The sequence below is a fragment of the Allobosea sp. 05T433 genome (genome assembly GCF_056396065.1).
In genome coordinates, this window is sequence record NZ_JBFTKS010000022.1 from 1 (window position 1) to 23,782 (window position 23,782).

Below are 23,782 nucleotides of genomic sequence, written 5' to 3' on the forward strand. Positions count from 1 at the left end.
ATGCCGTGCGTCGGCTGCTTCGGCGAGAAGAAGAAGCTCGGGTTGATGTCGCCGAGGCCGAACTCGCGGTCACCATTCACCGTCAGGGCCGGTTGCGAGATCACCGGCGTGATCCAGCGCGTGATCAGGTTCCAGTCCTTGTTCAGCGTGATCGGGATCACGGGCTGGATGTTGAGGACATTCTGCAGCTGCCTATGCGGCCCGACATTGAAGTTGAAGTTGTTCTGGAAGGGCAGGCTGATCATGTCGGCAACGGGGTTCTGCGCCGCCTTGGCCAGATCGGCCGTGCTGTTCGTCGAAGCCTCCGCCAGCGCTCCTCCCGAACACGACAAGGTCGCGAAGAGTGTCAGTCTGGCTAAGCTGAACAACGTCCTCGCGCTCACGGCCGGAAATTCCTTCATCGACAATAAAGCTGCCGACGGCCAAAACCGGTTTCCCGTTTGCCCGCGGCACTTATACTGTGCGACAAAACAGCAATCGGATTTCGAGACCACTCATTTTGCGCCAACTTTACGGTATTCCGGAGTGTCCAGCGCGTGTCTGAAATCCCCGTCATCTCCAGCCATATCCTGCACGGCCTGCCAGCGTTCCTGCGGCATGAACTCGGGGAGAGGGCGCTTCTGCGGGCGAACCGTGCGGCAGGCTTCGATATCGAGCTGACCGAGGGCCGCAATTGCTTCATCCCGCATGCCGCAGTGCTCGGCTTCGTGAATGCCGCCGCGAGAGTCGCCGGCGAGCCCAATCTCGGGTTCCTGATCGCCCCGATGATGAACGCCGGCAACTATGGCTGTTTCGGGCGCTATATCCTGGGAGCCGAGACGCTCGGCCACTCCATCGAGCGGGCGATTGCGGCCCTTGGCTATCACAGCACCCACGACCGGATGTCGCTCGCGATCACCGGCGACGAGGCGCGCTACAGCTATGTCTTTGCGCTCGCCGGCCACGCTGGCTACGAGATGATCGCCGGTGCGGCGGCCGGCGTTCTGCTCAGCGTCATCAGGGCCTATTTGCCGTTCGACTGGCGGCCGCTGCGCATCGAGCTCAATATCGAGAGGCCGCGCCAAACCGGCCTGTTCGAAGATCTCTTCCACTGCCCGGTCCTGTTCAACGCGCCTGCCGTGACGATCGTCATCGAACGCCATCTCTTGTCGGCTGCTCCGAACCGCGGGTCATGGCCCATTGTCACCATCGAGGACGTGGCGCGAGACCGGCCCGGCGGAGCGCCACACGATCTGCTCGACGTCGTCATGGCACAGGTCCGGGCCCAGGTTCTCACCGGCAGCGTCTCGATCGATCGGGCTGCGCGACCGATGGGGACCAGCGTCCGGACGTTGCAGCGCGAGCTGAACCGGGCCGGCACCGATTTCCGCAGCCTGGCAAACGCGGCACGGCTCCAGCGCGCGACCGAATTGCTTCGGCACATGAACGGCTCGATCACCCGTGTTGCGGCGGAGATGGGCTATTCCTCTCCCGCCAATTTCGCGCGCGCCTTCCAGAAGGCGACCGGCCGCACACCCCGGGAGTTTCGCTCGGACATGTAGTCGCGCACCGTTCCGCAGTACCCCGCAGCTCTGCGATCCGCACCGGCTGTAGGACGGGTTCTCGGAGCGTCATCGCCCTCAACCTGCTCGTTCGAAGGTGATCATGTTCTGCAGGGGGTCGGCAGATGTCAGCCTGACCCGGATCCTATCGCCCGGCTTGCTGTCCTGCCCGCGAACCCGCGCGACCACCGGCAGCTCGCAGAGCTGGATGCGCAGGCCGTGCTCATCCGCGTCGGTCACGACCGCCTCGAACGCGGTTCCTTCGCTGCCCTGGAGCATAAGAGCTTCGGCCAGATCGATGACGTCCCGGTCCACTTGACCGTCGCGCGCATCGGCCCGCGCCATCACCGCAGGCAGTTGTTCGAATGCGGCCGATACCGCTGGCGGAACCGGCTGGCCGTTCGCCACCGCCAGGGCGGCGCGCACCACATAGCGATCGGCGAGACGGCGCAGCGGTGCCGTGGCATGCGCATAGGTCGCCGCCATCGGCGCATGCCACGGCACGATGCCTTCGCGATAGGGAACATAGCTCGCGCCGCCGCTAGCCCTCCGCACCGCCAGCATGAAGGCCGCGTGGCTGCTGTCGGCGGGATTCAGCGTCTTCTCGAACTGGACGAGCGTCTCCATCTCCGGCCATGACAGGCCCAGGGCGCGCGCGGTCTGGCGCAGGCGCTGGACGGCCTTCTGATCCGGTTCCTGCATGACCCTGAACAGGCCGGTCCGGGCTGTCAGGAGTGCAGCCGCGATCGCGATATTGCTGGCCAGGGACAGGGTGGCGTTCTGCTCCTCGGCGCGTAGGCGCGGGCGGAAGATCAATTGGTAGCGGCCGTCGCCGAGAGCATCGACCTCCTGTTCAGGTGGGTCCACGCGCGCTGCGCCGCGCCGGCTCTCGGCAGCCTCGATGCGGCGGGCCAGTTCATCGAAATCGGGCGGCAGATCAGACGCGCCGACCCTGTCATAGGCGAGCTTGGCGGTGCTGCGGATGACAGCCCGCTCTGCATTGTCGAGATGGACGTTGCCATCGGTGTCGATCCGGGTGGTGAAGATCACCGCCGGCCGAGGTCCGGTGGGCAGGAGGCTCGCGGCGCCCTCGGCGAGAACCGGCGGATACAGCCCGACCTTGCCGTCCGGCAGATAGAGCGTCGTGCCGCGCTGCCACGCTTCCCGGTCGACCGCGTCGCCATCGTCGACGAACCAAGCGACATCGGCGATGGCGTAATGCAGCAAAAGGTCGTTGCCGCTGCGCTCGATCGTGAAGGCCTGGTCGAGATCCGTCGATGTCGCGGGGTCGAGCGTGACGAAAGGCCGGTCCGTGCGGTCGACATGCGCGGTCGGCGCGCGATGGGCAGCAGTTTCCGCCGCTGCAAGAACCGCGGGCGGAAACTGCTCCGGCACGCCGAATTGGCGGCGTATCGCCGCCATTCCACCGATCAGCGCATTGGTGGAATCAATGAGGGTCTTCATCCTCGCGAGACCTCTGCCCGTTGTTGAGCTGCTGCGAAGCAGCCCGCGCGAAGGTTCGCGAACTGCTATAGTTGCAACCGTTTGGGCATCACATGCAACGATAGCGATCGGTCATGTCGAGCGATGCGCCTCAGACTGGATCGGGGCGCACTTCGCTTCCCGCAGACGTGGGGCGCAATTTGCTCGACTCGAGATAGGCACGCCGGTGGGATCGACGATCGACCTGCGCCTCGCGAATAGCCTGTTTCCAGTGTCACGCCCGCGTGCCCGCTAACTCAGGTTGTTGCCCCAGATCATGATCGACAGCGAGAAGGTGATGAGGCCGATGACCGCCAGGATGAACGCGCGACGACGGGTCCCTGCCTCGCTGTGGTTCAGGCCGGTCAGCAGTGTTGCAAGCGTCCAGAGGCCCGTGAATGCCAGAAGCACCAAGGTGTAAACTGGGCCGGAGAGGTCATAACCGCCCCCTCCGATCGATGGATGTTCTGAAGGGCCGGGGCTGAGGCTCCAAACCAGAACGCCCACGACCACGACGAAGGCGGTAAGCCATACGTAGAACCCCCTGCCTTTCAATCAGCCCTCCTCAGGCTTCCGACGGTCCGAAAGGGAACCGAGCCCCATTTTGTTTGGGCAGCTTTCCCAGATACGGACGGTGGCCGCATAGCCTCGGAATGACAGAAGCTGGCGCGTCTCACGTCGCAAATGCTTCGCGACACGGACGGCGTGTGGCTGCGCGGCGATCCCTGCATCTTGGTAGCATCGACCTTTGGCAGGAGGCCACTCGCGCGCGCTGGCCGCGTCTTCAGCCGTCCCTATCGAAATCGATCAGCTGTCCATCGGCTGCAAACTCGGCATCGAACTTGATCCCATCGGCAAGGCGGCCTTCGATCTTGATGCGTCCGCCTCGCTCGAACTCAATCCTTTCGAGCGTAGCACCGGCCGGCCAGGACGGGTTTTGCAGCACCGGGGCCGGAACCAGCGAGCGGATCTGGTCAATGGGAAAGAGGCCGCGCCCCCGCGCTTCGATTTCATCGATTTCCCCGTTCTGCTCCAGTTCGACCTTGATGCGAGCGCCGCCGGGCAGGGTGCCGTAGACATATCTGCCATAGGCGATGTGCGGCTTCGGGCGGGTCTGAATGTCGGTCAAGCCGAGATCCACAATCGACCGCGGGAGATCCTGGGCGGCAAGCAGGCCGGGCCAGGCGAAGCTTGCCGCAAGGGCCGTGGCTACGAAGATGCGCTTCATCACTTCCATTCCTCTCCGCTGTCGGTCGCGCAGCAGGCCGGCTGTCGACGTCGCGACACTCCGCCGAGATTGTCAGAGATGGGCCGGAAGCAGAAGTCGTCCTAACCGACGGGGGGTGACCCGCTGAGCGGCTCCAGTATCTGGCGGCACCGGTGCCGGAGGCCGCCGCTGCCGCCGATGACGGTCCCTATTGCTGGGACAGAATCCACTTCACCAGACCTTCGGCCTCCTCGGGCGAGACGCCAGGTTGAGGCGGCATCGGCATCTGACCCCAATTGCCGCCCCCGCCCTTCATGATCTTCTCGCTCAAGGTCTTGAGCGCGGCTTCGTCCTTGGCATAACGCTCGGCCACGGCCTTGTAGGCTGGACCGATCATCTTGCGTTCGATGGAATGGCAGGCGACGCAGTTCTTGCTCCTGGCCAGTTCGGGGCTTGCGAAAGCGGGCGAGGATGCCAGAAGCGCGACGAAAGCGGCTGCGGCGAGGTGGCGAAAGTCAACCATGGACCAGGCTTCCCATCATGCGCGATCCGGATCGGTCGGTATCGCGGAACAGTGGTCGAAACGAAGCGGACAGCACCAACGCAAGGATCATCATCGGCTCTCCGGTCGGGGCGGCCAGGCACGCGATGATCTGCGGGACATGCGCTGAAACGCGAGCGCTGCCGGAGCCGGCACTTGTCCGCCGCCAGGCGAGAAGCCCAAGCTCCATCTGTCCGTATCGTCTCGTGCTGGTCGCTGTCCGAAGCGGTTGCGAATGCTGATCGCGTCAGGTCTGCGGGCGCGGCCAGGCTGGGCCCGCAGACGGAAGGTCGGCCGCGCCGCCGCTGCGGCAGGCGCGGCTGCCCATCAGGCTCAGTTGGGCTTGAGCTGGTAGACGTCGCCCTGGTCGGTGGCCACGTACATGCTGCCGTCAGGCGCCTGCACGACGGAGCGGAAGCGTCCGGCCGGCATCGGCAGGGACACCGTGCTGCGCGTGGCGGACGCGCCATCGGGCGTGATGTTGAGCACGTCGAGGCGGTTGCCGACCGGCGTTCCGTGGATGCCGATGCCCATGAAGGTCACGACCATCCGGCCGTTCCAGTCCTTCCATTGCGGGCCGTTCAGGAATACGCATGACGACATGCCCTGCGAAAGCGTGTCGTTGTTCCAGGCCGGCTTCATCGCGTTGGGATAGGTCTTGGTGTCGGTCATCGGCATGAAGGCCGAGCGCTCCTTCGGATCCACTGCGCCCATCTGGTTCGGCGAGTATCCGCAATAATTGTCGGGGCAGTCGGCGCGCCCGGCGATGTTCGGGCGCGGATCCCAGCCCGCGTTGCCGCCGGCGGTCAGCGCCGTCACCTCGTCGCTATGCCAGGGGCCGTTCTCCGCCGTGTAGGGCTGGTTGGTGCCGGGCCGGAAGCAGATGCCCTGCGGGTTGCGGTGGCCGTAGGTGAAGACGCGCGTATCGAAGCCCTGTGGCGGGTTGTTGCCGGGCGCGGCCTTGCCGTCCCGGTCGATGCGCAGCACTTTGCCCCCAATGCGGGTCGGGCCCTGCGGCACCTCGCCATTATGGGTGTCGCCCGTCGTCACGTAGAGGAAGCCGTCCGCGGGGCCAAAGCGCAGGCGCCCGCCATTATGCGCGCCGGCATCGCCGAAGGGATGGTTGCTCGGCGCCGCCTTGTAGGCGATGTCGGTGACGATATCCTGCCGGTTCGAGACCTTGGTCAGATCGGGGCTGACCACGAGCCGCAGCACCCGATTGGTTCCCGGCGCGGTGATGTTCGACGCCGAGGACACGTAGATGAAGCGGTTGTTGTTGAAGTCGGGGTCGATCGCGACGCCGCTCATGCCGGCCTGGCCGCTGCAGAAGAGGTCGGACGCGGTCTCGGGGTAGTTCTTGGAATCCTTGATGCCGAGCAGGGCGTTGATCTTGCCGGAGGGGAGCCGGACCGAGAGCCCACCGCATTTCTCGGTGAAGAACATCGTGCCGTCGGGCAGGAAGGCCATGTCCCAGGTCAGCTCGCGTCCGGACATCACCGTGGTGCTGGTGAGCCCGGGCGTTCCGCCGGGGCTTTGGGCCGTCGCCGCCCCGGATAGGGCGAATGAAGCCAGTAACGTATAAGGCAACACGAAGCGAATACGTCGAGTCATCGATGTCTCCTCCGAGTTATTGTGCATCCCTGTAAAGGCCAGCGATCCGCTGGATCCTGGGCCGAAAGCATTGTTCGACAGGTCGATTGTTATGCGAGCGTCCAATGTCGTGCAACATCGTTTCGCGTCGAGGTGGTGCGTCGATTCCGCGGCAGAGACGCTGGGGCAGCGCTAAGCTTGCTTGGCTAACGCGAGCGTCAATATTGGAGATGACGAAAAGTCTTACGCAAGAGGATAGGCCGCCGGATGCGGCGCGATATGCCGTTATCCGAGGGCACGCCCCAATTGCATGCCGCGATGACGATAGGTGAATTGATGATCGCTGAGTCGTGGTTCGCTCTGAGTGCCGACGGTCTGGAAAATGGGCAGATATAGACTGGAGAATTTCCAGATTAGTCTCGGCCATATCCGGGAGCTACTTTGCGAGGCTCGCCAGCCCGGGGCCGGATCGCCGGGGAGGGCGCCCGGGCCCGGTACGCCCCGGCCCCAATCTCGGCCAGCTCGCATGGTGGCGAGGCGCAGCATCCGCCGTTCGCGTCGCAATACGCGTCCTTCGGCAGAGTGGCTTTGGGGGCGACGGAGGATTTCTGGAGCGCGCGCGACCGGTGTCCCGATCTGGAGTAGCCCGCTCGCCATCCCGTTCGGGAAAGAGCTCCAGCATCGCGCGTCGCCGATCTCCGGGTACCGCCTGCCCTCTTCTGGAAACCTCGTCTTTCCAATGCGATAGAGGACAGGGATGAATCTCAATCTGAGGGCGAGGGCAGGGTCTGGCGCCGACCTGTCAACTCCCGACCAAGGCGGCCAACGGGAATCTCGCGCCATCTGAGCCACCGCTTGGCACTTGCAACAGCTCAGTTTGACAAGCGAGGTCCCTGTGCCGGCATGGAGGTGAGCGTGCCGACGATCCGGTCGGTGCCCGCGCCTGCCGCGCAGAGCGCGTTCGCCGTCTCGCCGAAATCGACGAGATCATGGTGGCGGGCATCCGTGGCGCGCTCCAGCGGGATCAGCCAGGCCGCATGGCCGCGGCGCGCAAGGCCTTCGAAATAGAGCTTCTGGGAGGAGAACGGCACATTCGTCTCGCGCGGATCGCCGATCACGAAGACGCGCCGTGCGGGATCGGTCGGCACCTTGTCGAGCGCAGCCGAGGGGTCGAAACGCTCCGATCTCTGCCCCGGCCTCACGAGGCCGCGTGCTTCCAGATAGGCGCGATAGGCGGCTGCGCCGGAGGAGATCACCGCACAGCGCAGATCGTCGCGCTGCGCCAGCATCTCCGCGACGAGCGTGCCGCCACCGCTATGCCCGCCGAGCGCCCATGACTGGATGTGATACCGCGCCTTGAGACCGTCGAGCGCAGCCGAGATGAGCTGCGCTTCGATGGGGCGACCGCGCATCGTGTAGTGCTTGCCGGCGCTTCCATAGGTTCCGGGCCGCCCCAGGAAGATCGAGGGGATGCCGAAGCGGGCCGAAAGCCTCTGCTGCAGCGCGACCATCTCCGTCGGGCCGAAGCCGCTTTGCCGCTTGTCCGCATTCGCCCCCTTCGGTCCCAGTACGTCGCCGTTCAGCCAGATCGCGGCGATGGGGATCGTGCCGGAGCCAGGTTTCAGCCCGGCCGCATAATATCGCAGGCATGTCGCCTGAGTTTCGAGCCAGATCGCGGTATTCTTGGCTTCCAGCGCCGCGCACTCGGTCCGGCTGATCCTGATGCCATCGACCACGGCGATCGGGTCGAAATTCGCCCGCTCGGGGATGGATTGAGCGGAGGCCGGCGCCAGTCCTGGCGCCGCGGCAAATGTCAGCGTCAGCAGTCCGAGACGGCTTGAAGCTCCTATACCGCGCATCCTCGACTCCAAACGCGTTGCCGCCGAACCGGTACAGGCGCGGCCGATCCATGGACAGGGCATGATTGGCTCATTTCGCGGGCGGAGGCGAACGCCATCCCGCCCCGCGGGCGAAGCGGCGACATCTGACGACATTTCGGCGCGCATCGGGCAAGATGGCCCCCCTGCCACCGGAGGGTTGGCCGATGACGCGACGGGATTTCGTCCTCTTGCTCGCTGGCGCAGGGCTGACCTGGCCGCTCGGATCGCGTGCGCAGCAGCCCAAGGCCGTCCATCTCGGCTGGCTCACCATGGGACGGGTCGCCGAAGTCAGCCCGTTTCTCGACGCATTGCGTGCCGGGCTTGCCGCCCTGGGCTATGTCGAGGGCCGCAATCTCACGATGACGGCGCGCTATGCCGATGGCGACAGTGACCGGGTCGTGGCCTTGGCGGACGAACCGGCCGCCATGCCGGTGAATGTGATCGTCACCCATGGTCCGGCGACGAGCCTGCTTCAGAAGGTCAGCGCCGTCGTCCCGGTGATCTATGTGTTCAGCGCCGACCCTGTTCTGGCCGGGCTCGCCGAGAGCCTTGCCAGGCCCGCACGCAAGATGACCGGAATCACCTTGATGTCGGTCGAGCTGAACGGCAAACGCTTGGAAATGCTGCGGGAAGTGATGCCGCAGATCAATCGTGTCGCGATCATCGCAAGTCCGACGCATGCCGGAGAGGAGCTGGAGCGAAGCAATTCGATCGAGATGGCTGAGAAGCTCGGCATTGCGATCCAATATTTTTCCACCCCGGGTCCCGATGCGCTCCGTCTGGCCTATGCCGGCCTGGCCGCCGACCCGCCGCAGGCGATCGTGGTCTTTCCCGATCCGATCACCTTCACGAACCGCCGGCAGATCGTCGATGTCGCGAACGCACACCGCATTCCCGTCGTCTCGGCCTGGGCCGATTTTGCGGAGGCCGGCGCCTTGTACACATACGGACCGAAGCTCGCTGAATCCTATCGGCGGGTCGCCTATTACGTGGACCGCATCCTGAAGGGAACGAAGCCGGCGGAACTGCCGATCGAGCGCCCGACCGTGTTCGAATTCGTGCTCAATCTGAAGACGGCGAGGGCGCTCGGCATCGAGGTCAAGCCAGCTCTGATCGAACGCGCCGATCGCGTGATCGAATAGTGCGCCGGCTCCGGTCGCCTGCGCCGGCGAAACCGGCATCGTGGGCGCGGCCCTTCAGGAGTGACGGCGGCCGGCCCAGCCCGCGAGCCGGGCCAGGAAGGCGTCGGCGGCCCCGAGCTGCGCGGGCGCGATCCATTCGTCGGGCTGGTGCGCCTGGGCGATCGAGCCCGGCCCGCACACCACCGCGGAGATGCCGGCGGCCTGGAAGAAACCGGCCTCCGTGCCGAAGGGCATCGCGAAGGGCGGGCCGATGCCGCCGAGTGCGGCGACGACAGCGAGAGCCGGTTCGGCGCCGGCGCTCGCCAGAGGCGGAACATGGACATGCCTTCGCGTCGACTGGCGGATGTCGGGCGGCGTTGCGCGGGCGAGATAGGCGGCGACCAGCCGTTCGGTCTCCTCGGCATCCTCAGGCGTGACCGGCCGGAATTCCCAGAGCAGCTCGCAGGCGGAGGGCACGATGTTGATCGCCGAGCCGCCCTCGATCCGGCCGAGATTGACGGTCGTGCGGTCGATCGCCCCGGCGCGGTGCCCGACCGCCCTGAGGAAGCCGGCGAAATCGACCGCGGGATAGATCGCGCTCGCCCCCGCGCTCGGATCGCTCGAATGCGCCGCCTTGCCTTCGAAACGCGTGCGGAACCCGAGAAAGCCGCGATGGCGGTCGCCGAGCCGCATCAGGGTCGGCTCGCCGATGATGCCGAGCTCCGGCCTCTCCTCATGGGCGAGCAGATCGGCGATCAGGCCGGGCACGCCGAGACAGCCGACCTCCTCGTCATAGGACAGCGCGATATGGATCGGGCGGGCGAGATCGGCGGCCGCGAAACTCTCCGCCGCAGCAAGGCAGGCCGCGATGAAACCCTTCATGTCGGCGGCGCCGCGGCCATGGAGCTTGCCGTCGCGCTCGCTCAGCCGGAAGGGGTCGGAGGACCAGCTCTGGTCGTCGACGGGAACCGTGTCGGTATGCCCGGAGAGGACGACGCCGCCCGGCGCGCGGGGGCCGAAGCTCGCGAGGATATTGGCCTTGCCGCGACCCTCGTCATGGCTCAACCGGACACGGGCGCCGATGCCGTCGAGGCGGTCGGCGACGCGCTCGACGAGCGCCAGGTTCGAGCGGCTCGATGTCGTGTCGAAACCGACCAGTTCCGCGAGCAGGGCGATCGTCGCAGTCATCGCCGTTCACGCCACCTGCTCGTGATCGGCGAAATCCTCCTGCGCAAACACGGTCATGATCTGGCTTCTCCGGGGCGTCGGGATACGGACGGGCGGCCGCCAGCGGCGGCGAGGCCGAAGCCGCCGAGGATCAAGGCCGCGCCAACGAGATGGAACGGCTGCACGGGCTCGCCGAGCAGCAGGAAGGCGAGGGCGGCGGTGAACAGGGCGACGAGATGGAAGGAGGCGCCCGTCACGCTCGGCCCCAGCGCACCGACGCAGCGATTCCAGATGATGAAGGCGAGCAGCGAGGCGAAGACGCCGATATAGAGCACCGCCGCGATCGGGCCGGGCGATATCGGGATCGTCGCGCCCTGGGCGAGCTCCCAGATCCAGAACGGCAGCAGCACCAGGAGCCCCGCCGCCATCGTCGCGGCTAGGAAGAGGAGCGGGTCGAGATCGGCCGGGCGGCGGCGCAGCAGCACCGAATAGACCGCGTAATTGGCGACCGCGATTAGAACCAGCGGCTCGCCGCCGGTGAGGCTCAAGCCCGACAGCGTCGAAGGCGCACCGCGCGCGACGAACCAGCTCACGCCGACGAAGGAGATGGCGATGCCGGCCAGCGTGCGGGCCGAGACACGCTCGACGCCGAGCATGAAGGCGGCGAGCGGCACCATCAGCGGCAGGGTCGAGTTCAGGAAGGCGACGCTCGCGGCCGGTGCACTTTGCAGGGCGAGATAGCCCAGCGCATTGTAGCCGGCGATGCCGAAGGCGCCGCAGGCGAAGACGAGGCCACGCGCGCGGATGAGCGCCTGCCGCTGCGCACGAAGCGTGCCGAGAACGAAGGGCAGCAGGCAGGCGAGCGCTACGAGCCAGCGGCCGACCGCCAGCGAGACAGGCGGAAAGGATCCTGCGAGCGCCCGGCCGAGCACGAGATTGCCGGCCCAGAACAGCGGCGGCAGGGGCAGGAGCAGCAAGGGCTGCGACCACAGACGCTGGAAGAGATACATCGCGAGCGCCTTACGCGACGCCGGCGAGGCCGATGCGCAGCCGGCGGTTATGCCGGCCCTTGTTGTCGATCTTCAGGATGCTGATCGGCGGCGAGGCCCCGGTCGACGCGAGATGCGTGCCGCCGCAGGCCTGCCGGTCGAGCCCGACGATCTCGACGATGCGGACCTGCCCGTCCGCCGTCGGCGGCGGGGCGACAGAGCGCGAGCGGATCAGGCCGGGCTCCGCGAAGGCCGCGGCTTCCGCGACATGGCTTTGCCGCACCGGAAAATCCCGCCGGATCAGATCGTTGACCGTGCCTTCGATGGCGCGCAGGCGCTCGTTATCCGCCTCGGGCAAGTCGAAATCGATGCGCGCCGTGCCGTCCTCGTTCATCTGCACCCCGGTGACGAGCGCGCCATTGAAATCCTGGAAGACGACGGCATTCACGATATGCAGATCGGTGTGCAGCGCCCGCATCAGCTGCCGGAACGGCCCGTCGACCCTCGCTTCCACGGGCGCCGCCGGCAGTTCGAGCGGTTCCGCCAGCATGTGCCAGAGCCGGCCGCCCTCGTTTTCGAAACCCGCGATCGCGACTTCGCCGCCAGTCCAGGCGAGCGTGCCGCGATCGGGCAATTGGCCGCCGCCGCCGGGATAGAACGGGCTCTCTGAAAGCGCGACCCGGCCTGGCCGTGTCTCTACGACCTCCGTCGCCAGCGTCAGGACATCGGGATGATCGAGGCAGTAATAGCGGGACATGAAACTCACCTTGCGGGCAGCCCCGACGAGGGGCTTGCCTGCAGGCGAGAGTGGCGCGGCGCGGCGCGTGTCTATTGGCGAAAATTGAGAGCGCGATCAGATCGCCCGTGTGCGGCGGCTCTGCCGAAGACCGCAATCCACGTTTCCTGCCGATGCTTCAGCCGGACGCGGCGCGCACCCATTGCAGCGGCGTAATGCCGTAGCTGCGCTTGAAATGCCGCGTCAGCGCGCTCTGGTCGTAGAATCCGGCGTCGAGCGCAGCAGCGGCGATCGTGGCGCCGCGCCCGAGCGCCCTGATCGCCGCCTTGAGGCGCAGTTGCGTGAGATAGGCATGCGGGGTCAACCCCGTGCTGCGCTTGAACAGGGCGATGAGCTGGAACGGCGTCAGACCGACCTCCAGCCCCAACTGCTCCAGCGTGAGGTCCTCGGCATGACGCTCCCGCATGAACTCGCGGATGCGGGCGGCTTTGGCGCGGTCCCGCGCCGGCAGCACCAGCCGGGGTTCGCCCGCGGCATGGCGCCGGATCAGGGCACCGAAGCTGCGCAGCAGCAGCTCGCGCTCCTCAAGCGGATCGTCGCCCTGGTCGAGGATGCGGTGCAGGCCGAGGAAAGCCTCGATCAGATCGGGGTCGTGGACGGTGTTGCGGCTGAAATAGGCGGTCTCATCCAGGCCCAGCGCGGTCTTCAGCGTCTCGATCGCCGGTGGCGTCAGGTAGAACCCGCGATAGAGCCAGCGCCGGCTCCAGCCCATCCGCCCGGAATGGGGCTCGTCGGGGTTGAACACCAAGAGGCTCGAGGTCCTGGCCTCGTCGCTGCGTCCGCGGCTCTTGAATTCGGCGCCGCCGGCTTCGGTGACGGCGACGACGAAGCCGTCATGGCTATGGGGCGCATAATCATGGCTGGTGAAATCGGCAACGAGGCAGCTCAGGCCCGGAACCCGCGGGTCGTGCCAGTAGCGCGAGGAGTTGCGGAGGTCGATGCGGGCCAAGATGCGATCCGGACGGTGAGGACGGGTGCGATGGTGCGACGATCCAGGCCGGATCGCAACCATGCTGCATTGCCGAAGGCGCGCCATCGGCTCCTCGAAACGCGCTCATCCCAGCCGCGATTGCTCACGGAACTGACGCGGCGTTACGCCGGCAATGCGGCGGAAGGCGCGGCTGAAATGCGCCGGGTCCGTGTAGCCGGTCGAAAATGCGACATCGATGATCCTGGAATCCGTGTCGCGCAAAAGCCTGGCCGCATTCTCATATCTGACCGTGTCGAGGATGTCCGAATAGGTCAGGCCGACATGGGCGAGCTTGCGCTGAAAGCTGCGGGCGCTGACGCCTGCCATCTCCGCGACCTCGGCCAGAGCCGGGGTTCGCTCATCCAGATAGGCCGGCAACATCAGCTTGAGCAGTTCGACGATGTCAAAGGCGGAGGGACCATCCGCGTGATCGTGCGGGGGGGCAAATGAGTCGGTCGAACGGTTGGAAAGACCAAGGTGGGAGACCGGCAGGCTGATCCAGGCAGCGTGCTGGCCTGACAGGAACTGCACATTGGGCCAGGCGGCCCGCGTCGCAGGACCCGGCGTGTACCTCGTCTCGAAGGCGATCGTTCCCGGCATCCAGTCGGGCCCTGCAAACTGCCGGATGATGTAGACCGGGAAAATATTCTGGATCCATTGTGCGTATTCCAGATTGAGCAGCCCATCTGTCCCGGCGAGCCTGCTGCAGACGCGCGCATGATCGTCATGGTGTTCGATCCACATGCTCAGGATCGTATCCTCCCGTGACGCCCAGCGGCAGGCGTGCCTGAGCGCAACGAGCAGTGTCGGGGCGTGCGCGATCAGCGCCCGGGTCCTTTCTCTCAAATGCAGGAAATGCAGCCGCTGGGTCGCGAGGAAGCCGAAATCCTCGATGCCCTGGGTTCTCCCGGCGGTTGCCGCGAAGCGCAGCACCGGCAGGAGCGGCAGGTAGAAGTCGCTCTTCTCCTCCAGGGACGAGGGAAGCCGGAACTTCTCCAGGAGCGAATGTGTCGGCGCCCCCATCTCGTCGAGAATTCCGACGAAGGGCAGAAGGAACTGGCCGCGCGTCAAAGGGATATCAGCCATCGGATCTCGCCGTGATCATCGGGGCGCCGCGTTTCCTGGGGCAGGGCTACCCCAGGATTCGCCAACGACGCGCAGAATAGCCGGTCGCGATTGGCGCGAAATGGCAAGACTGCGATCTGCCCATGCACGAAATGCTGGGAACGGAGTTCGCCTGCCGGTCGGGACATGATCGGCGGCACGGAGGCGTCGGCTTCCGCGGACGGTCCGCCTGCACGAAGGGTCGGCAACGCCGTCGCTCCGCCCGTGCGGCGGGTCGACACAGGCCACGGACAGGCCACGAGACCAGAGATCAATGTCAGGGGAAACGGTGCGCTCTCTCATCATCGCGTTGACGTCGGCAGCATTATACATGCCCGCCTGGGCGTCCGATCTCCCGCAGCCAGCCCGGCCGCCAGCCCCTGTCATTGCTTCAGGGCCAAGCTTCTCCATCACGAGCTATCTCTGGGCGACGGCGATCGACGGAAAGAGCGCAACCTTCCCGCCGCTGCCGGCCGCGGATATCCACCTGCGCTTCCGCGACGTGCTGAAGGAATTGAACGGCGCGATGATGGCCTCCGCAGAGATGCGTATCGACCGCTGGGGCTTCCTGGTCGATGGCCAGTTTTCGCAGGTGACGACCGGCGGCAACCTGCCCGGGCCCTTCTTCTCCGCGCTGAAGCTGCGCTCGCAGAGCACGATCGTGCAGGGCTCCGCCCTTTATCGCGTCTATGAGGACGCGGCCGTTTCGCTGGACCTGGGCGGCGGCGTCCGGTTCTGGAACCTGAACAATAAGCTGGAGGTCCTGCCGGGCCCGGCCAATCTCCGGATCGACCACCGCGACTCCGAGATCTGGGCCGACCCCATCCTCGGCGCCCGGCTCGGAATCAAGCTCGGTGGCCCATGGAGCGTGACGGTTGCAGGCGATGTCGGGGGCTTCGGCGTCGGCTCGCACCTGACCTGGCAGGGCTTGGGCAGCGTCAATTACGCCTGGAGCGAGAGCCTGACGTTGAAGGCCGGTTACAGGGCGCTCCATGTCGATTATCGCAGGGGCGGTTTTTCCTACGATGTGACGCAGCACGGTCCCGCGATTGCGGCAACATACCGGTTCTGACCGGTCTGCCTATGAGTTCGACGATGGCGAAAGGAATGGATATGTCTATGACGGCGAGCGCGGTTCGGGCCGCAGGTGTTTCGATGGTTGCGCTCATCGCGCTCTGCGGGCAGGCCTTTGCGCAAGCGGGTGAAACCCAGTCCAAGGTCACCGATCCGCATTTCAAGATCGCGCCGGGCTATCTCAAGCCATCCGAACTGCCCGACAGCCTGGTCCTGCTGGGGCCGCCGCCCGAGAAGGACTCGGCTGCCTTGGCCAGGGACGAAGAAGCGCGCAAGGCGACGCTCCCGCTGCGGAACACCAGTCGCTGGAAGCTCGCCTCTACCGATGCCGATCTCGCCTTTCCGCAGGCGGCCGACAATTTCTCCTGCGCGATGGGTGTCAGGATCGACCAGAAGCAGACCCCGCGCCTCTACGCGATGACGCAGAAGATGCTGTCCGATTTCGGCCTCTCCACTTATGGCGTGAAGAACAAATACAACCGCGTCCGGCCCTTCGTCGTTCACAATGAATCGACCTGCAGGGCGGATCAGGAGGCGATTCTGAGGACCGACGGCTCGTATCCGTCCGGCCACACCGCCGCGGGCTGGGGATGGGCCCTGGTCTTCGCGCAGATCAATCCCGAGCGCTCGAATGAATTGCTCAAGCGCGGCATCGAATTCGGGCAGAGCCGCGTCATCTGCGACGCCCACTGGCAGAGCGATGTCGATGCCGGGCGCATCATGGGGGCGGCGACCGTTGCGCGGCTGCAGACCAATCCGGCCTTCCTTGCCGACCTCAGGGCGGCGAAGGCGGAAGTGAAGGCAGCGAAGGTGAAGCGCTTGAACCCGATGCCGGATTGTGCTGCCGAGACCGCGGCGCTGTCCGGGCAGTAATATGTCCAGCTGGGCGGCCGCCATGCGCCTCACAAGGTGGCGCCGGCTGTCCATCGAAGCTCCGCTTCCGCCGCCGGTCACCCCGGCGGCATGCGCTCGAAGACCCGTAGCGCGGGGTCGATCCTGTCCCAGCCATGGCCGCGAATGCCATAGGCGACCATGTGCGGATTGAACTGGCCGGGGTCGTCAAGGCTTGCCGCATGCACCGCGATCAGCTCCGGCATGGCCTGGAATGTCAGGTAAACGGGCGTTCCGCAGGTGGGACAGAAGGCGTGGATCTTGTCGTTCCCGCTGTCGCCCGCCACCCGCCAGCTCTTCGCTTCGCCTGCGATGGCCACATCGGCGCGCCCGGCGAAGGTCAGATAGGAACTGTGCCCCGTGCCGCTTCGCTTCTGGCAATCCCTGCACTGGCAGTGGATCTCGACGATGGGTTCGCTGCTTGTCTCGTAACGGATCGCGCCACAGGCGCATCCGCCGGCAAAGTGCCTGGTCATCGTCGTTCTCCTGCTGCCAGGTTGCCGATGGGCACTGGATCGCCGCGCGTCCGTTCGGACGCGGGGATGGGCGATCCAGCTCCTTGTTCGAGCATCGGATCTTTCCGAGAACCAGATTCCGCCCTTCGGGCCGATGCTCTGACTCTTTGTGTTTTCATCGCCTCTTCCGAAAATCGCAATCCACTTTTCGGGCCGATGCTCTGAGGGCTCAGGCCGCTTTCTTCTTGCCGAAGACGTCGAGCCCCCGGCCGGTTTCCAGGAAGGATTTCAGGCTGGAAAGAACCACCGGCCACCCCTGGCTGATCCCCTTCGCCATGCTGCTGCCGGCCTGGAGCTCGTCATGGCTGACGGTCAGCCGGGTCATTCCGTCATAATCGTCGATCTCGAAGGTGACCCGGCTATGGCTCGCCGGATCGGCGGCCTGCGCGGGGCTCGCCCAGGTGATGACGAGGCGTGACGGCGGCGAGACCTCGACGACCTTGCCGACCAGCTCGACGGTCCGCGCGTCATTGGCGCGGATATGCTGCCAGCCCGATCCGGCCTGCCAGTCGGAGACGTTCTCATGGCCCCAATAGCGCCGTGCGATCTCGGGTTTGGTGATGGCTTCGAAAACCTTCTCCGGCGTCGCGACAATATAGGTCACATAGACAAAGCTGGTCGTTTCCGTGGTCATTCTTCGTTTCCTTCGATGTCTTTCTTCAGGTCGTGGAGCAGGCTGAGCCTGTGACGTTCGAACTTGCGGACCCACCGTTCGTAGACCTCGTGGATCGGCACAGGATTGATGAAATGCAGCTTTTCCCGGCCGCGCCTGACCGTGCTCACCAAATTGGCCGCCTCCAGGATGCCGAGATGCTGCGTCGCGGATTGCCGGGCCATGTCCAGGTTCTCGCAGAGCTGGCCGAGCGTCTGCCCGTTCCTTTCAAAGAGCAGGTCCAGCAGCTTTCTGCGCGTCGGGTCCCCCAGCGCCTTGAACACGTCGTCAGCGTCCATCGTCCTCACTCATCTGCGAGGGCAATTTATGCAGGTAAATACCTGCATGTCAAATCGCGGCTTGGACCCACCGCAAACCCGACGGCCGATTGCGGCGCCGAGGCCGGGGAGCTACACCGTCCTCCAGCCTCCCTCACGGAAGCTCCTGGCGGCGGCATCGACCGTGCGCTCGATGCGCAAGCCGGTTTCGAAATCGATGAGATGAGCCGGCTCGCCGGCGATGGTCCGCATGAGCTCGCGGCACTCGATGATCTTGAGCTCGTTGAAGCCGAGTCCGTGACCGGGCGCAGGGATGAAGCGGTCATAGGGCTCGTGCACCGGCGCCGTCAGGATGCGGCGAAAGCCCTGCAGATCGCTGCGTCCCTCAGTGGTGTAGAGCTCGATCTCGTTCATCTTTTCCTGGTCGAAGCTGATCGTTCCCTTCGCCCCGAAGACCTGCACGAAAATCCGGCCCTTGCGGCCCCAGGCGCAGCGATTGAGCGCGACGAGCCCGGACGCGCCCGAAGCGAAGCGCAGCAAGAGGGTCGCGATGTCGTACGTCTCGACCGGCCGCGCGCCGCCCTCCTGCTGCGGACGCGTCGGATAGGGCCTGGCCATGTCGGCCATGACCTGCGCCACCTCGCCGACCAGCACCTTGAGCAGCGAGAAGGCGTGGACGCCGAAATCGTCGAGCGCGCCATGGCCCGATTGTGCCGCGCTCTTCCAGGAGAAAGGCGCTTCGGCATCGGCCATGAAATCCTCGTCCATCTCGATGCGGACATGGTTGACCGGCCCGATGGCGCCTTCGCCGATCAGTCGCGCCGCCAGCCGGATGGCCGGGTTCTGGATGTAGTTGTAGCCCAGTGCCGCGACCTTTCCGGCCGCCCGGGCGGCAGCCAGCATCGCTTGCGCATCGGCGAGGCTCGTTGCCATCGGCTTCTCGCACCAGACATGCTTGCCGGCCTCTAGCGCCGCAATCGCCATCTCGGCATGGACGGCGTTGGGCGCGGTGATCGAGACGATGTCGACCTCGGGATGGGTGACGAGCGCGCGCCAGTCGGCGGTGGACCCGGCGAAGCCGAGCTCGCGCGCCCGTCTTGCAGCCAGCGCATCGTCCACCTCGCACAGCATGGCGAGCCTTGGGCGGGCGACATCGCCGAAGACCGGAGCAACGGCATTCCAGGCCAAAGCGTGGCATTTGCCCATATAGCCGGTGCCGATGAGGCCGACGCCAAAAGCGCGCATGCAAGTTCTCCCGAGCTTGGGGGGGCTGGTCAGGGTGAAGGGATGGCTCAGACGGTGCCGCCGAGGGTTCGCAGTTCCTTTGCCGCCGGCCACCAGGGGCGCCCAGGCGTCAAGAGAGCAAACCTGACGCCATCGTTCAAGGTTCGGGGCGGCCAGAGCCGCTCCCGCAAGGCGTCGGAATGCGGTTCCTTCGGTAGGGCGTGCCTGCAGACGAAGCTGATCCTTGCGCAGACAGGACGCCTGCGAGCTGGAGGCGGCTCTGGCCGCCCCGAACCTTGAACGATGGCGTCAGGTTTGCTCTGTTGGCGCTTGGGCTAGCATTCGGACGCCACCAGCGCCGGCGCCGACCTGGGGTAGTGGACGTGATGACCCAGCACCGCATTTACACAATGAGCTTCGCCAAGGTCTATCCGCTTCTGGTCGCCAAGGCGGAGAGGAAGGGCCGCACGAAGGCGGAGGTCGACCAGATCATCCACTGGCTGACCGGCTACGGCCAGGAGGCACTCGCCTGTCAGCTGGCGAAGGACACGGACTACGAGACCTTCTTCGCCCAGGCGCCCGCGCTCAATCCTGCGCGAGCCGACATCAGGGGGAAGGTCTGCGGCGTCCGCGTCGAAGAGATCGCCGAGCCGGTGATGCGGGAGATCCGCTACCTGGACAAGCTCATCGATGAACTCGCCCAGGGGAGGGCGATCGATAAGATCCTGCACCGTCGGCCGGGATAGGTCTTGCGTTTGCGCTCGCGTCCAAGGCCGATCTGACCCCTTCGGGATATCGGATTGGCAGTGCTTCAAGCGGGAGATGCGAGGCTGGTTTCGCCGCAAACGACCGATAAGCGCCGTGAGAAGAGGCAATCTGCGGTCTACTCTTGACGAAACTCCGACACCTCGCGTCGAAATGGAGGACGCCTTTCCTTATCCCCCCTAGGGGGATATAGGCAAAAGATGTCTGAACCCCACATCCATGAAACCCATCCCGCGATCATCAAGCGGCTGAAGCGCGCTGGTGGTCACCTTGCCAAGGTCATCGAGATGATCGAGGCCGGACGCTCCTGCCTCGACATCGCGACGCAGCTCCAGGCCGTCGAGAGCGCCATCACGCAGGCAAAGCGGACGCTGGTGCAGGATCATCTCGATCACTGCCTCGACGAGGTCCTTGGCGACCTGCCGACCGAGCGTCGCCAGCCGATCGACGAATTCAAGCAGATCACGAAGTTCCTCTGAGGCTCACAATGCTCAAGGTCCTGTCCAATCGCGTCTACGGTCGCCTGTTTGCTGCGCAGATCATCGCGCTGGTCGGCACCGGTCTCCTCACGGTCGCGCTCGGCCTGCTCGCCTTCGCACTCGCCGGCGAGAGGGCCGGCGGCGTCCTCGGTACGGCGCTCGCGATCAAGATGATCGCCTATGTCACCGTCGCGCCCATTGTCGGTACGTTTGCGGCACAGCTGCCGCGCCGCGCCTTCCTGATCGCCATGGATCTGGTGCGCGCGGCCATCGCGCTCACGCTGCCCTTCATCACCGAGATCTGGCAGGTCTATCTGGCCGTGTTCCTGCTTCAGTCGGCCTCAGCCGCCTTCACGCCGACCTTCCAGGCTACGATTCCCGACGTGCTGCCGGACGAGGACGACTACACCAAAGCCCTCTCGCTCTCGCGCCTGGCCTATGACCTCGAGAGCATCGTCAGCCCGATGCTCGCGGCCGCCTTGCTCACGGTCATCAACTTTCACTGGCTTTTCGGTGGCACGGTCATCGGCTTCCTCGTCTCGGCAGCACTCGTCCTTTCCCTTACATTACCGGCCTCTCCAGCCAGGAAACGCGAGGGCGGGATCTACGACAGGACAACGCGAGGGATCAGGATCTATCTCGCGACGCCGAGGCTGCGCGGACTGCTCGCGCTCAACATGGCGGTGGCGATGGGGGGCGCCCTCGTCATCGTGAATACCGTGGTGATCGTGAAGGGGCGGCTCGGCCTTGACGACAACGCGGTTGCGCTCGCGCTGGCCTGTTTCGGCGGCGGGTCCATGCTGTCGGCGCTGACGCTGCCGCGTGTGCTGGAACGGGTCGCAGATCGAACGGTGATGCTGACGGCGGCGACCTTTCTGGCTGCCGTCCTTGGCGGCTTCGCTGCACTCCTCTGGGCCAGCGGCTGGGCACTCGCTCCGGCGGCGACGGGTACGGGCTGGGCCGCGCTCCTGGTCACCTGGGCGCTGCTCGGCATCGGTTGCTCCGCGACACAGACACCGTCAGGCCGGTTGCTGCGACGCTCAGCTCACGCCGAGGATCGTCCGGCGGTGTTCGCCGCGCAGTTCGCGCTCTCGCATGCCTGCTGGCTGGTGACCTATCCGCTGGCGGGCTGGCTCGGCGCGATAGTGCCACTGGCGACACTGGCAGGCCTGTTCGCGCTGGCGACGCTGGCGGCAGTGCTCTTCGCATCGCAGCTTTGGCCGGCTGGCAGTGCGGATGCCCTTGCGCATGACCATCGCGAGCTTCCACCGGGACATCCTCATCTTGCAGAGCATGGTCCGCGCCATTCCCATTCCATCATCATCGACGACCTGCACAGTCGGTGGCCCGCCGAGGCAAGATGAGGTGGTCAGGATGCAATGCCCCGGGTGCAGGCAAGAGCCATGACCGCGATGGCATGGATGGCTGGGACGGGTGATCGAGCGCCGGTCGTCGATCCGGCAATGACCTGCACGGGCTCCGTGGATGCGCGACGAGATCAGGCGGGCGGGCCGGCGCCAGATCGTGGAGGCAAGCTATTCCGCCACCATGTGGCATGTCAGGTCAGGGCATGCCGGGAGCGAAGCTCCCGGCCGCGCGGCCCTTCATGCTGCTTTGGCTCGCTCCTGCGCTGTCTTGACGGGCCCCTTGGCTGCAACGAGCGCCTCGTGGTCCAGTGCGGTCTGCGCGGCATAGGCCATCGCGAAACTGGTCAAGGCGTCGTCGAAGATCCCCGACGCCCCCATGTAACCGGCGATCGTCGCCGCATCGCCCGAGCGGACATGCGCGCGTGCAAGCGTGCGGCCGCAGAGTTCGGCATAGGCCGTCAGGGCCTGGCCCTCCACCACTTCGGCGATCGATCCGAGGCGGCGGTTCTTGAGTTGCCGAACGTAGAAATGCCGCCCGCTGGCGCTGTCATCCGCCCAGCCCAGGAAGACGTCGCTGGCCGCCTGCAGCATGCGCTGGCCTTCCACCACCCGCTGTCCCTGATGCGGTGGCCCCGGGTTCTTGCTCTTCGTCAGCCGGGCGAGGACCGAGGTCTGGGCTTCCTTGACCTGCAGGAACAACGGCTCGTCATCGGCCGTCATGAACAGGCCTACGACGCAGAACGTGCCGACGCTGCCGACGCCGACGACCTTGAAGGCGAGGTCCCGCAGGCCGTAGCGCGTCACCAGCACGCGGCGCTCGGGCGGCAGGGTCTCGCGATAGTGATGGAAGACCTTGTGGGCCTGCAGCGAGCGCGTGCTGTCGCGTTCCTCAGGCAGATGGTAGATCAGCGGCGGCCGGTCCTCGATGCCCCAGGAGCCGTCCGCCCCGGTATGCAGGCGGGGAAAGTTGCTGTCCTGCTGCGGATTGCGCGACGCCTTGGTGAGCAGGCCTTGCACATGCTTGCGCAGCGTCGGGTCGTCGATCCGCTCCAGTTCCTCTCCGAGTTCGGTGCGCGCATGCCAGGCCTCCAGCGGAGTGAGCTTGGCCAGCCTGCGCAGCCGGCGGCGATAGGCGCTCACCGTCGCTGCAACGGTGAGCCGGGCGGTCCTCCTGGAAAATCCGGCGTCGAGCGCTGCCACAGCGACACTGGCGGCCAGGCGCTTGAGATCGACGGCGAAGTCGATGCCCGGCAGCGTTTCGTCGAAATCGTTGATGTCGAACAGGACGTTCTCTTCCGGCGTGGTGAAGGCGCCGAAATTCATGAGATGACAGTCGCCGCAGGCCTGAACGGGCAGACCGGCCGATGGCAGGCCGGCCAGATCTTCCGCCATCACGGCCGCCGCACCGCGCAGAAAGGCGAACGGGCTCAGCATCATGCGCTCGTAGCGGATCGGCAGAAGCTCCGGAATGCGGCTGTCATCGGTCCCGGCGAGAATGGCGACAGCGTCGCTGCTGGAGCGGGGCGCCCAGTCGGCATGGCTCTCGCGCGGAACCTTGCCGCGCAGGGCCTTGCCGGCGGCGTAGCGCTCGGCACGGGACAGAAGCTGCGGCTTGGCCGGTTGATGTCGCGTCATCGGGGACCTCGATCTTGCCGTTTCGGCCCGCATGGACATGCTGTTCGTCGACGGACCTGTCCTTGGCGGCCGTATTCCGCGACCCGTCGCTTGCGCAGGACCCGTTTATACCAGCCTCCGGGGGCGATGCCCAAGCAAGAGGCCGTGACCCGGATGCTGTTCGTTTCCAAAGCCCGCAAGCATCTGTTCTCGTTGTCGCAGGTATTCGGAGAGACATTGCCAGACAATGCCCGAGAGGAGCATACTGTCTAATCTGGCCCAAAGGCACGATGTCGGGAGGGTTCGGAATGAACGGCTCCGGGGAACGTCGGGGCGGATGGAGCTGGTGGTACCTGCTCTTCATCGTCCAGTTCATCGCGGTACTCTGGCCGCCGTTCTACAACCGGCTCGACCCGGTCTGGGCAGGCATTCCGTTCTTCTATTGGTACCAGATGCTCTGGGTGCTGATCGGAGCCGCCTTCACCGCCACCGTCTACTTCGGGACCAAGGACTAGCTCGCCCGACCAGACCCTGT

Annotated in this window: 24 protein-coding genes and 1 pseudogene; 8 read left to right on the plus strand and 17 right to left on the minus strand. The window is 65.7% G+C overall.

The features are described from left to right. Positions 1–383, minus strand: a pseudogene (locus AC1DGP_RS24990) (transporter); the annotation flags it as partial. Between the two features lie 153 nt (positions 384–536). Between AC1DGP_RS24990 and AC1DGP_RS24995 the strand changes: the two are divergent. Then, entirely contained in the window at positions 537–1,541 is a 1,005-nt protein-coding gene (locus AC1DGP_RS24995; RefSeq protein ID WP_441507305.1) for a helix-turn-helix transcriptional regulator, read from the plus strand. Positions 1,542–1,619: 78 nt separating this feature from the next. Here the strand turns inward: AC1DGP_RS24995 and AC1DGP_RS25000 are convergent, their stop codons facing one another. From AC1DGP_RS25000 to AC1DGP_RS25025, 6 genes are all read right to left on the minus strand, one after another. After that, positions 1,620–3,005 carry an RNB domain-containing ribonuclease gene (locus tag AC1DGP_RS25000; protein WP_441507306.1) on the minus strand — a complete coding sequence of 462 codons (1,386 nt, stop codon included), beginning with the start codon at positions 3,003–3,005 and terminating at the stop codon, positions 1,620–1,622. 270 nt (positions 3,006–3,275) lie between these two features. Next, positions 3,276–3,578, minus strand: a complete 303-nt coding sequence (locus tag AC1DGP_RS25005) for a hypothetical protein (protein WP_441507307.1) — start codon at positions 3,576–3,578, stop codon at positions 3,276–3,278. Positions 3,579–3,807: 229 nt separating this feature from the next. After that, entirely contained in the window at positions 3,808–4,251 is a 444-nt protein-coding gene (locus AC1DGP_RS25010; RefSeq protein ID WP_441507308.1) for a hypothetical protein, read from the minus strand. 187 nt (positions 4,252–4,438) lie between these two features. Further along, on the minus strand, positions 4,439–4,753 hold the full coding sequence (locus AC1DGP_RS25015; RefSeq protein ID WP_441507309.1) for a c-type cytochrome: 315 nt from the start codon (positions 4,751–4,753) through the stop codon (positions 4,439–4,441). Between the two features lie 351 nt (positions 4,754–5,104). Further along, positions 5,105–6,382, minus strand: coding sequence for a PQQ-dependent sugar dehydrogenase (locus tag AC1DGP_RS25020; protein ID WP_441507310.1), 1,278 nt, complete (start codon positions 6,380–6,382; stop codon positions 5,105–5,107). Between the two features lie 851 nt (positions 6,383–7,233). Continuing rightward, a complete protein-coding gene (locus tag AC1DGP_RS25025; RefSeq protein WP_441507311.1) occupies positions 7,234–8,220 on the minus strand; it encodes an alpha/beta hydrolase family protein in 987 nt (328 codons plus the stop codon). 185 nt (positions 8,221–8,405) lie between these two features. On the opposite strand from AC1DGP_RS25025, the gene AC1DGP_RS25030 reads away from it, so the two are divergent. Beyond that, on the plus strand, positions 8,406–9,383 hold the full coding sequence (locus AC1DGP_RS25030; RefSeq protein WP_441507312.1) for an ABC transporter substrate-binding protein: 978 nt from the start codon (positions 8,406–8,408) through the stop codon (positions 9,381–9,383). 54 nt (positions 9,384–9,437) lie between these two features. Here the strand turns inward: AC1DGP_RS25030 and argE are convergent, their stop codons facing one another. The 5 genes from argE to AC1DGP_RS25055 form a co-directional block, all read right to left on the minus strand. Next, positions 9,438–10,550 (minus strand): acetylornithine deacetylase, encoded by a 1,113-nt coding sequence (gene argE / locus AC1DGP_RS25035; protein WP_441507313.1) that lies wholly within the window; start codon positions 10,548–10,550, stop codon positions 9,438–9,440. Between the two features lie 53 nt (positions 10,551–10,603). After that, entirely contained in the window at positions 10,604–11,539 is a 936-nt protein-coding gene (locus AC1DGP_RS25040) for a DMT family transporter (protein WP_441507314.1), read from the minus strand. 10 nt (positions 11,540–11,549) lie between these two features. Next, positions 11,550–12,275, minus strand: coding sequence for an alanyl-tRNA editing protein (locus AC1DGP_RS25045; protein ID WP_476768642.1), 726 nt, complete (start codon positions 12,273–12,275; stop codon positions 11,550–11,552). A 157-nt stretch (positions 12,276–12,432) separates the two neighbouring features. Further along, a complete protein-coding gene (locus AC1DGP_RS25050; protein ID WP_441507316.1) occupies positions 12,433–13,263 on the minus strand; it encodes an AraC family transcriptional regulator in 831 nt (276 codons plus the stop codon). A 105-nt stretch (positions 13,264–13,368) separates the two neighbouring features. After that, positions 13,369–14,370 (minus strand): helix-turn-helix transcriptional regulator, encoded by a 1,002-nt coding sequence (locus AC1DGP_RS25055; RefSeq protein WP_441491263.1) that lies wholly within the window; start codon positions 14,368–14,370, stop codon positions 13,369–13,371. 349 nt (positions 14,371–14,719) lie between these two features. Between AC1DGP_RS25055 and AC1DGP_RS25060 the strand changes: the two genes are divergently transcribed. Together AC1DGP_RS25060 and AC1DGP_RS25065 are read left to right on the plus strand one after the other, a co-directional pair. Next, entirely contained in the window at positions 14,720–15,460 is a 741-nt protein-coding gene (locus AC1DGP_RS25060) for a porin family protein (protein WP_441507317.1), read from the plus strand. A gap of 47 nt (positions 15,461–15,507) precedes the next feature. After that, positions 15,508–16,335, plus strand: coding sequence for an acid phosphatase (locus AC1DGP_RS25065; protein ID WP_476768640.1), 828 nt, complete (start codon positions 15,508–15,510; stop codon positions 16,333–16,335). Positions 16,336–16,412: 77 nt separating this feature from the next. Here AC1DGP_RS25065 and AC1DGP_RS25070 read toward each other — a convergent pair whose 3' ends face one another. The 4 genes from AC1DGP_RS25070 to AC1DGP_RS25085 all read right to left on the minus strand — a co-directional run bounded on the left by AC1DGP_RS25070 (position 16,413) and on the right by AC1DGP_RS25085 (position 19,043). Next, positions 16,413–16,829, minus strand: a complete 417-nt coding sequence (locus AC1DGP_RS25070) for a GFA family protein (RefSeq protein WP_441507319.1) — start codon at positions 16,827–16,829, stop codon at positions 16,413–16,415. Between the two features lie 208 nt (positions 16,830–17,037). Next, positions 17,038–17,502: an SRPBCC family protein gene (locus tag AC1DGP_RS25075; protein ID WP_441507320.1), complete on the minus strand. Its 465-nt coding sequence runs from the start codon at positions 17,500–17,502 to the stop codon at positions 17,038–17,040. After that, on the minus strand, positions 17,499–17,819 hold the full coding sequence (locus AC1DGP_RS25080; protein ID WP_441507321.1) for an ArsR/SmtB family transcription factor: 321 nt from the start codon (positions 17,817–17,819) through the stop codon (positions 17,499–17,501). The genes AC1DGP_RS25075 and AC1DGP_RS25080 overlap by 4 nt, the downstream gene beginning before the upstream one ends. Positions 17,820–17,930: 111 nt before the next feature. Beyond that, the gene (locus AC1DGP_RS25085; RefSeq protein ID WP_441507322.1) at positions 17,931–19,043 is read right to left on the minus strand and encodes a Gfo/Idh/MocA family protein; all 1,113 of its coding nucleotides are present in this window, start codon (positions 19,041–19,043) and stop codon (positions 17,931–17,933) included. 365 nt (positions 19,044–19,408) lie between these two features. Here AC1DGP_RS25085 and AC1DGP_RS25090 point away from each other — a divergent pair, with 365 nt between their 5' ends. From AC1DGP_RS25090 to AC1DGP_RS25100, 3 genes are all read left to right on the plus strand, one after another. Beyond that, the gene (locus tag AC1DGP_RS25090) at positions 19,409–19,768 is read left to right on the plus strand and encodes a DUF2200 domain-containing protein (protein WP_441507323.1); all 360 of its coding nucleotides are present in this window, start codon (positions 19,409–19,411) and stop codon (positions 19,766–19,768) included. Between the two features lie 219 nt (positions 19,769–19,987). Beyond that, a complete protein-coding gene (locus tag AC1DGP_RS25095; protein ID WP_441507324.1) occupies positions 19,988–20,266 on the plus strand; it encodes a metal-sensing transcriptional repressor in 279 nt (92 codons plus the stop codon). A gap of 8 nt (positions 20,267–20,274) precedes the next feature. Further along, entirely contained in the window at positions 20,275–21,630 is a 1,356-nt protein-coding gene (locus AC1DGP_RS25100; RefSeq protein WP_441507325.1) for an MFS transporter, read from the plus strand. A 240-nt stretch (positions 21,631–21,870) separates the two neighbouring features. Here the strand turns inward: AC1DGP_RS25100 and AC1DGP_RS25105 are convergent, their stop codons facing one another. Next, positions 21,871–23,268, minus strand: coding sequence for a DUF2252 domain-containing protein (locus tag AC1DGP_RS25105; protein WP_441507326.1), 1,398 nt, complete (start codon positions 23,266–23,268; stop codon positions 21,871–21,873). A gap of 287 nt (positions 23,269–23,555) precedes the next feature. On the opposite strand from AC1DGP_RS25105, the gene AC1DGP_RS25110 reads away from it, so the two are divergent. Beyond that, positions 23,556–23,762: a DUF3311 domain-containing protein gene (locus tag AC1DGP_RS25110; RefSeq protein WP_441507327.1), complete on the plus strand. Its 207-nt coding sequence runs from the start codon at positions 23,556–23,558 to the stop codon at positions 23,760–23,762. Positions 23,763–23,782 lie beyond the last annotated feature (20 nt).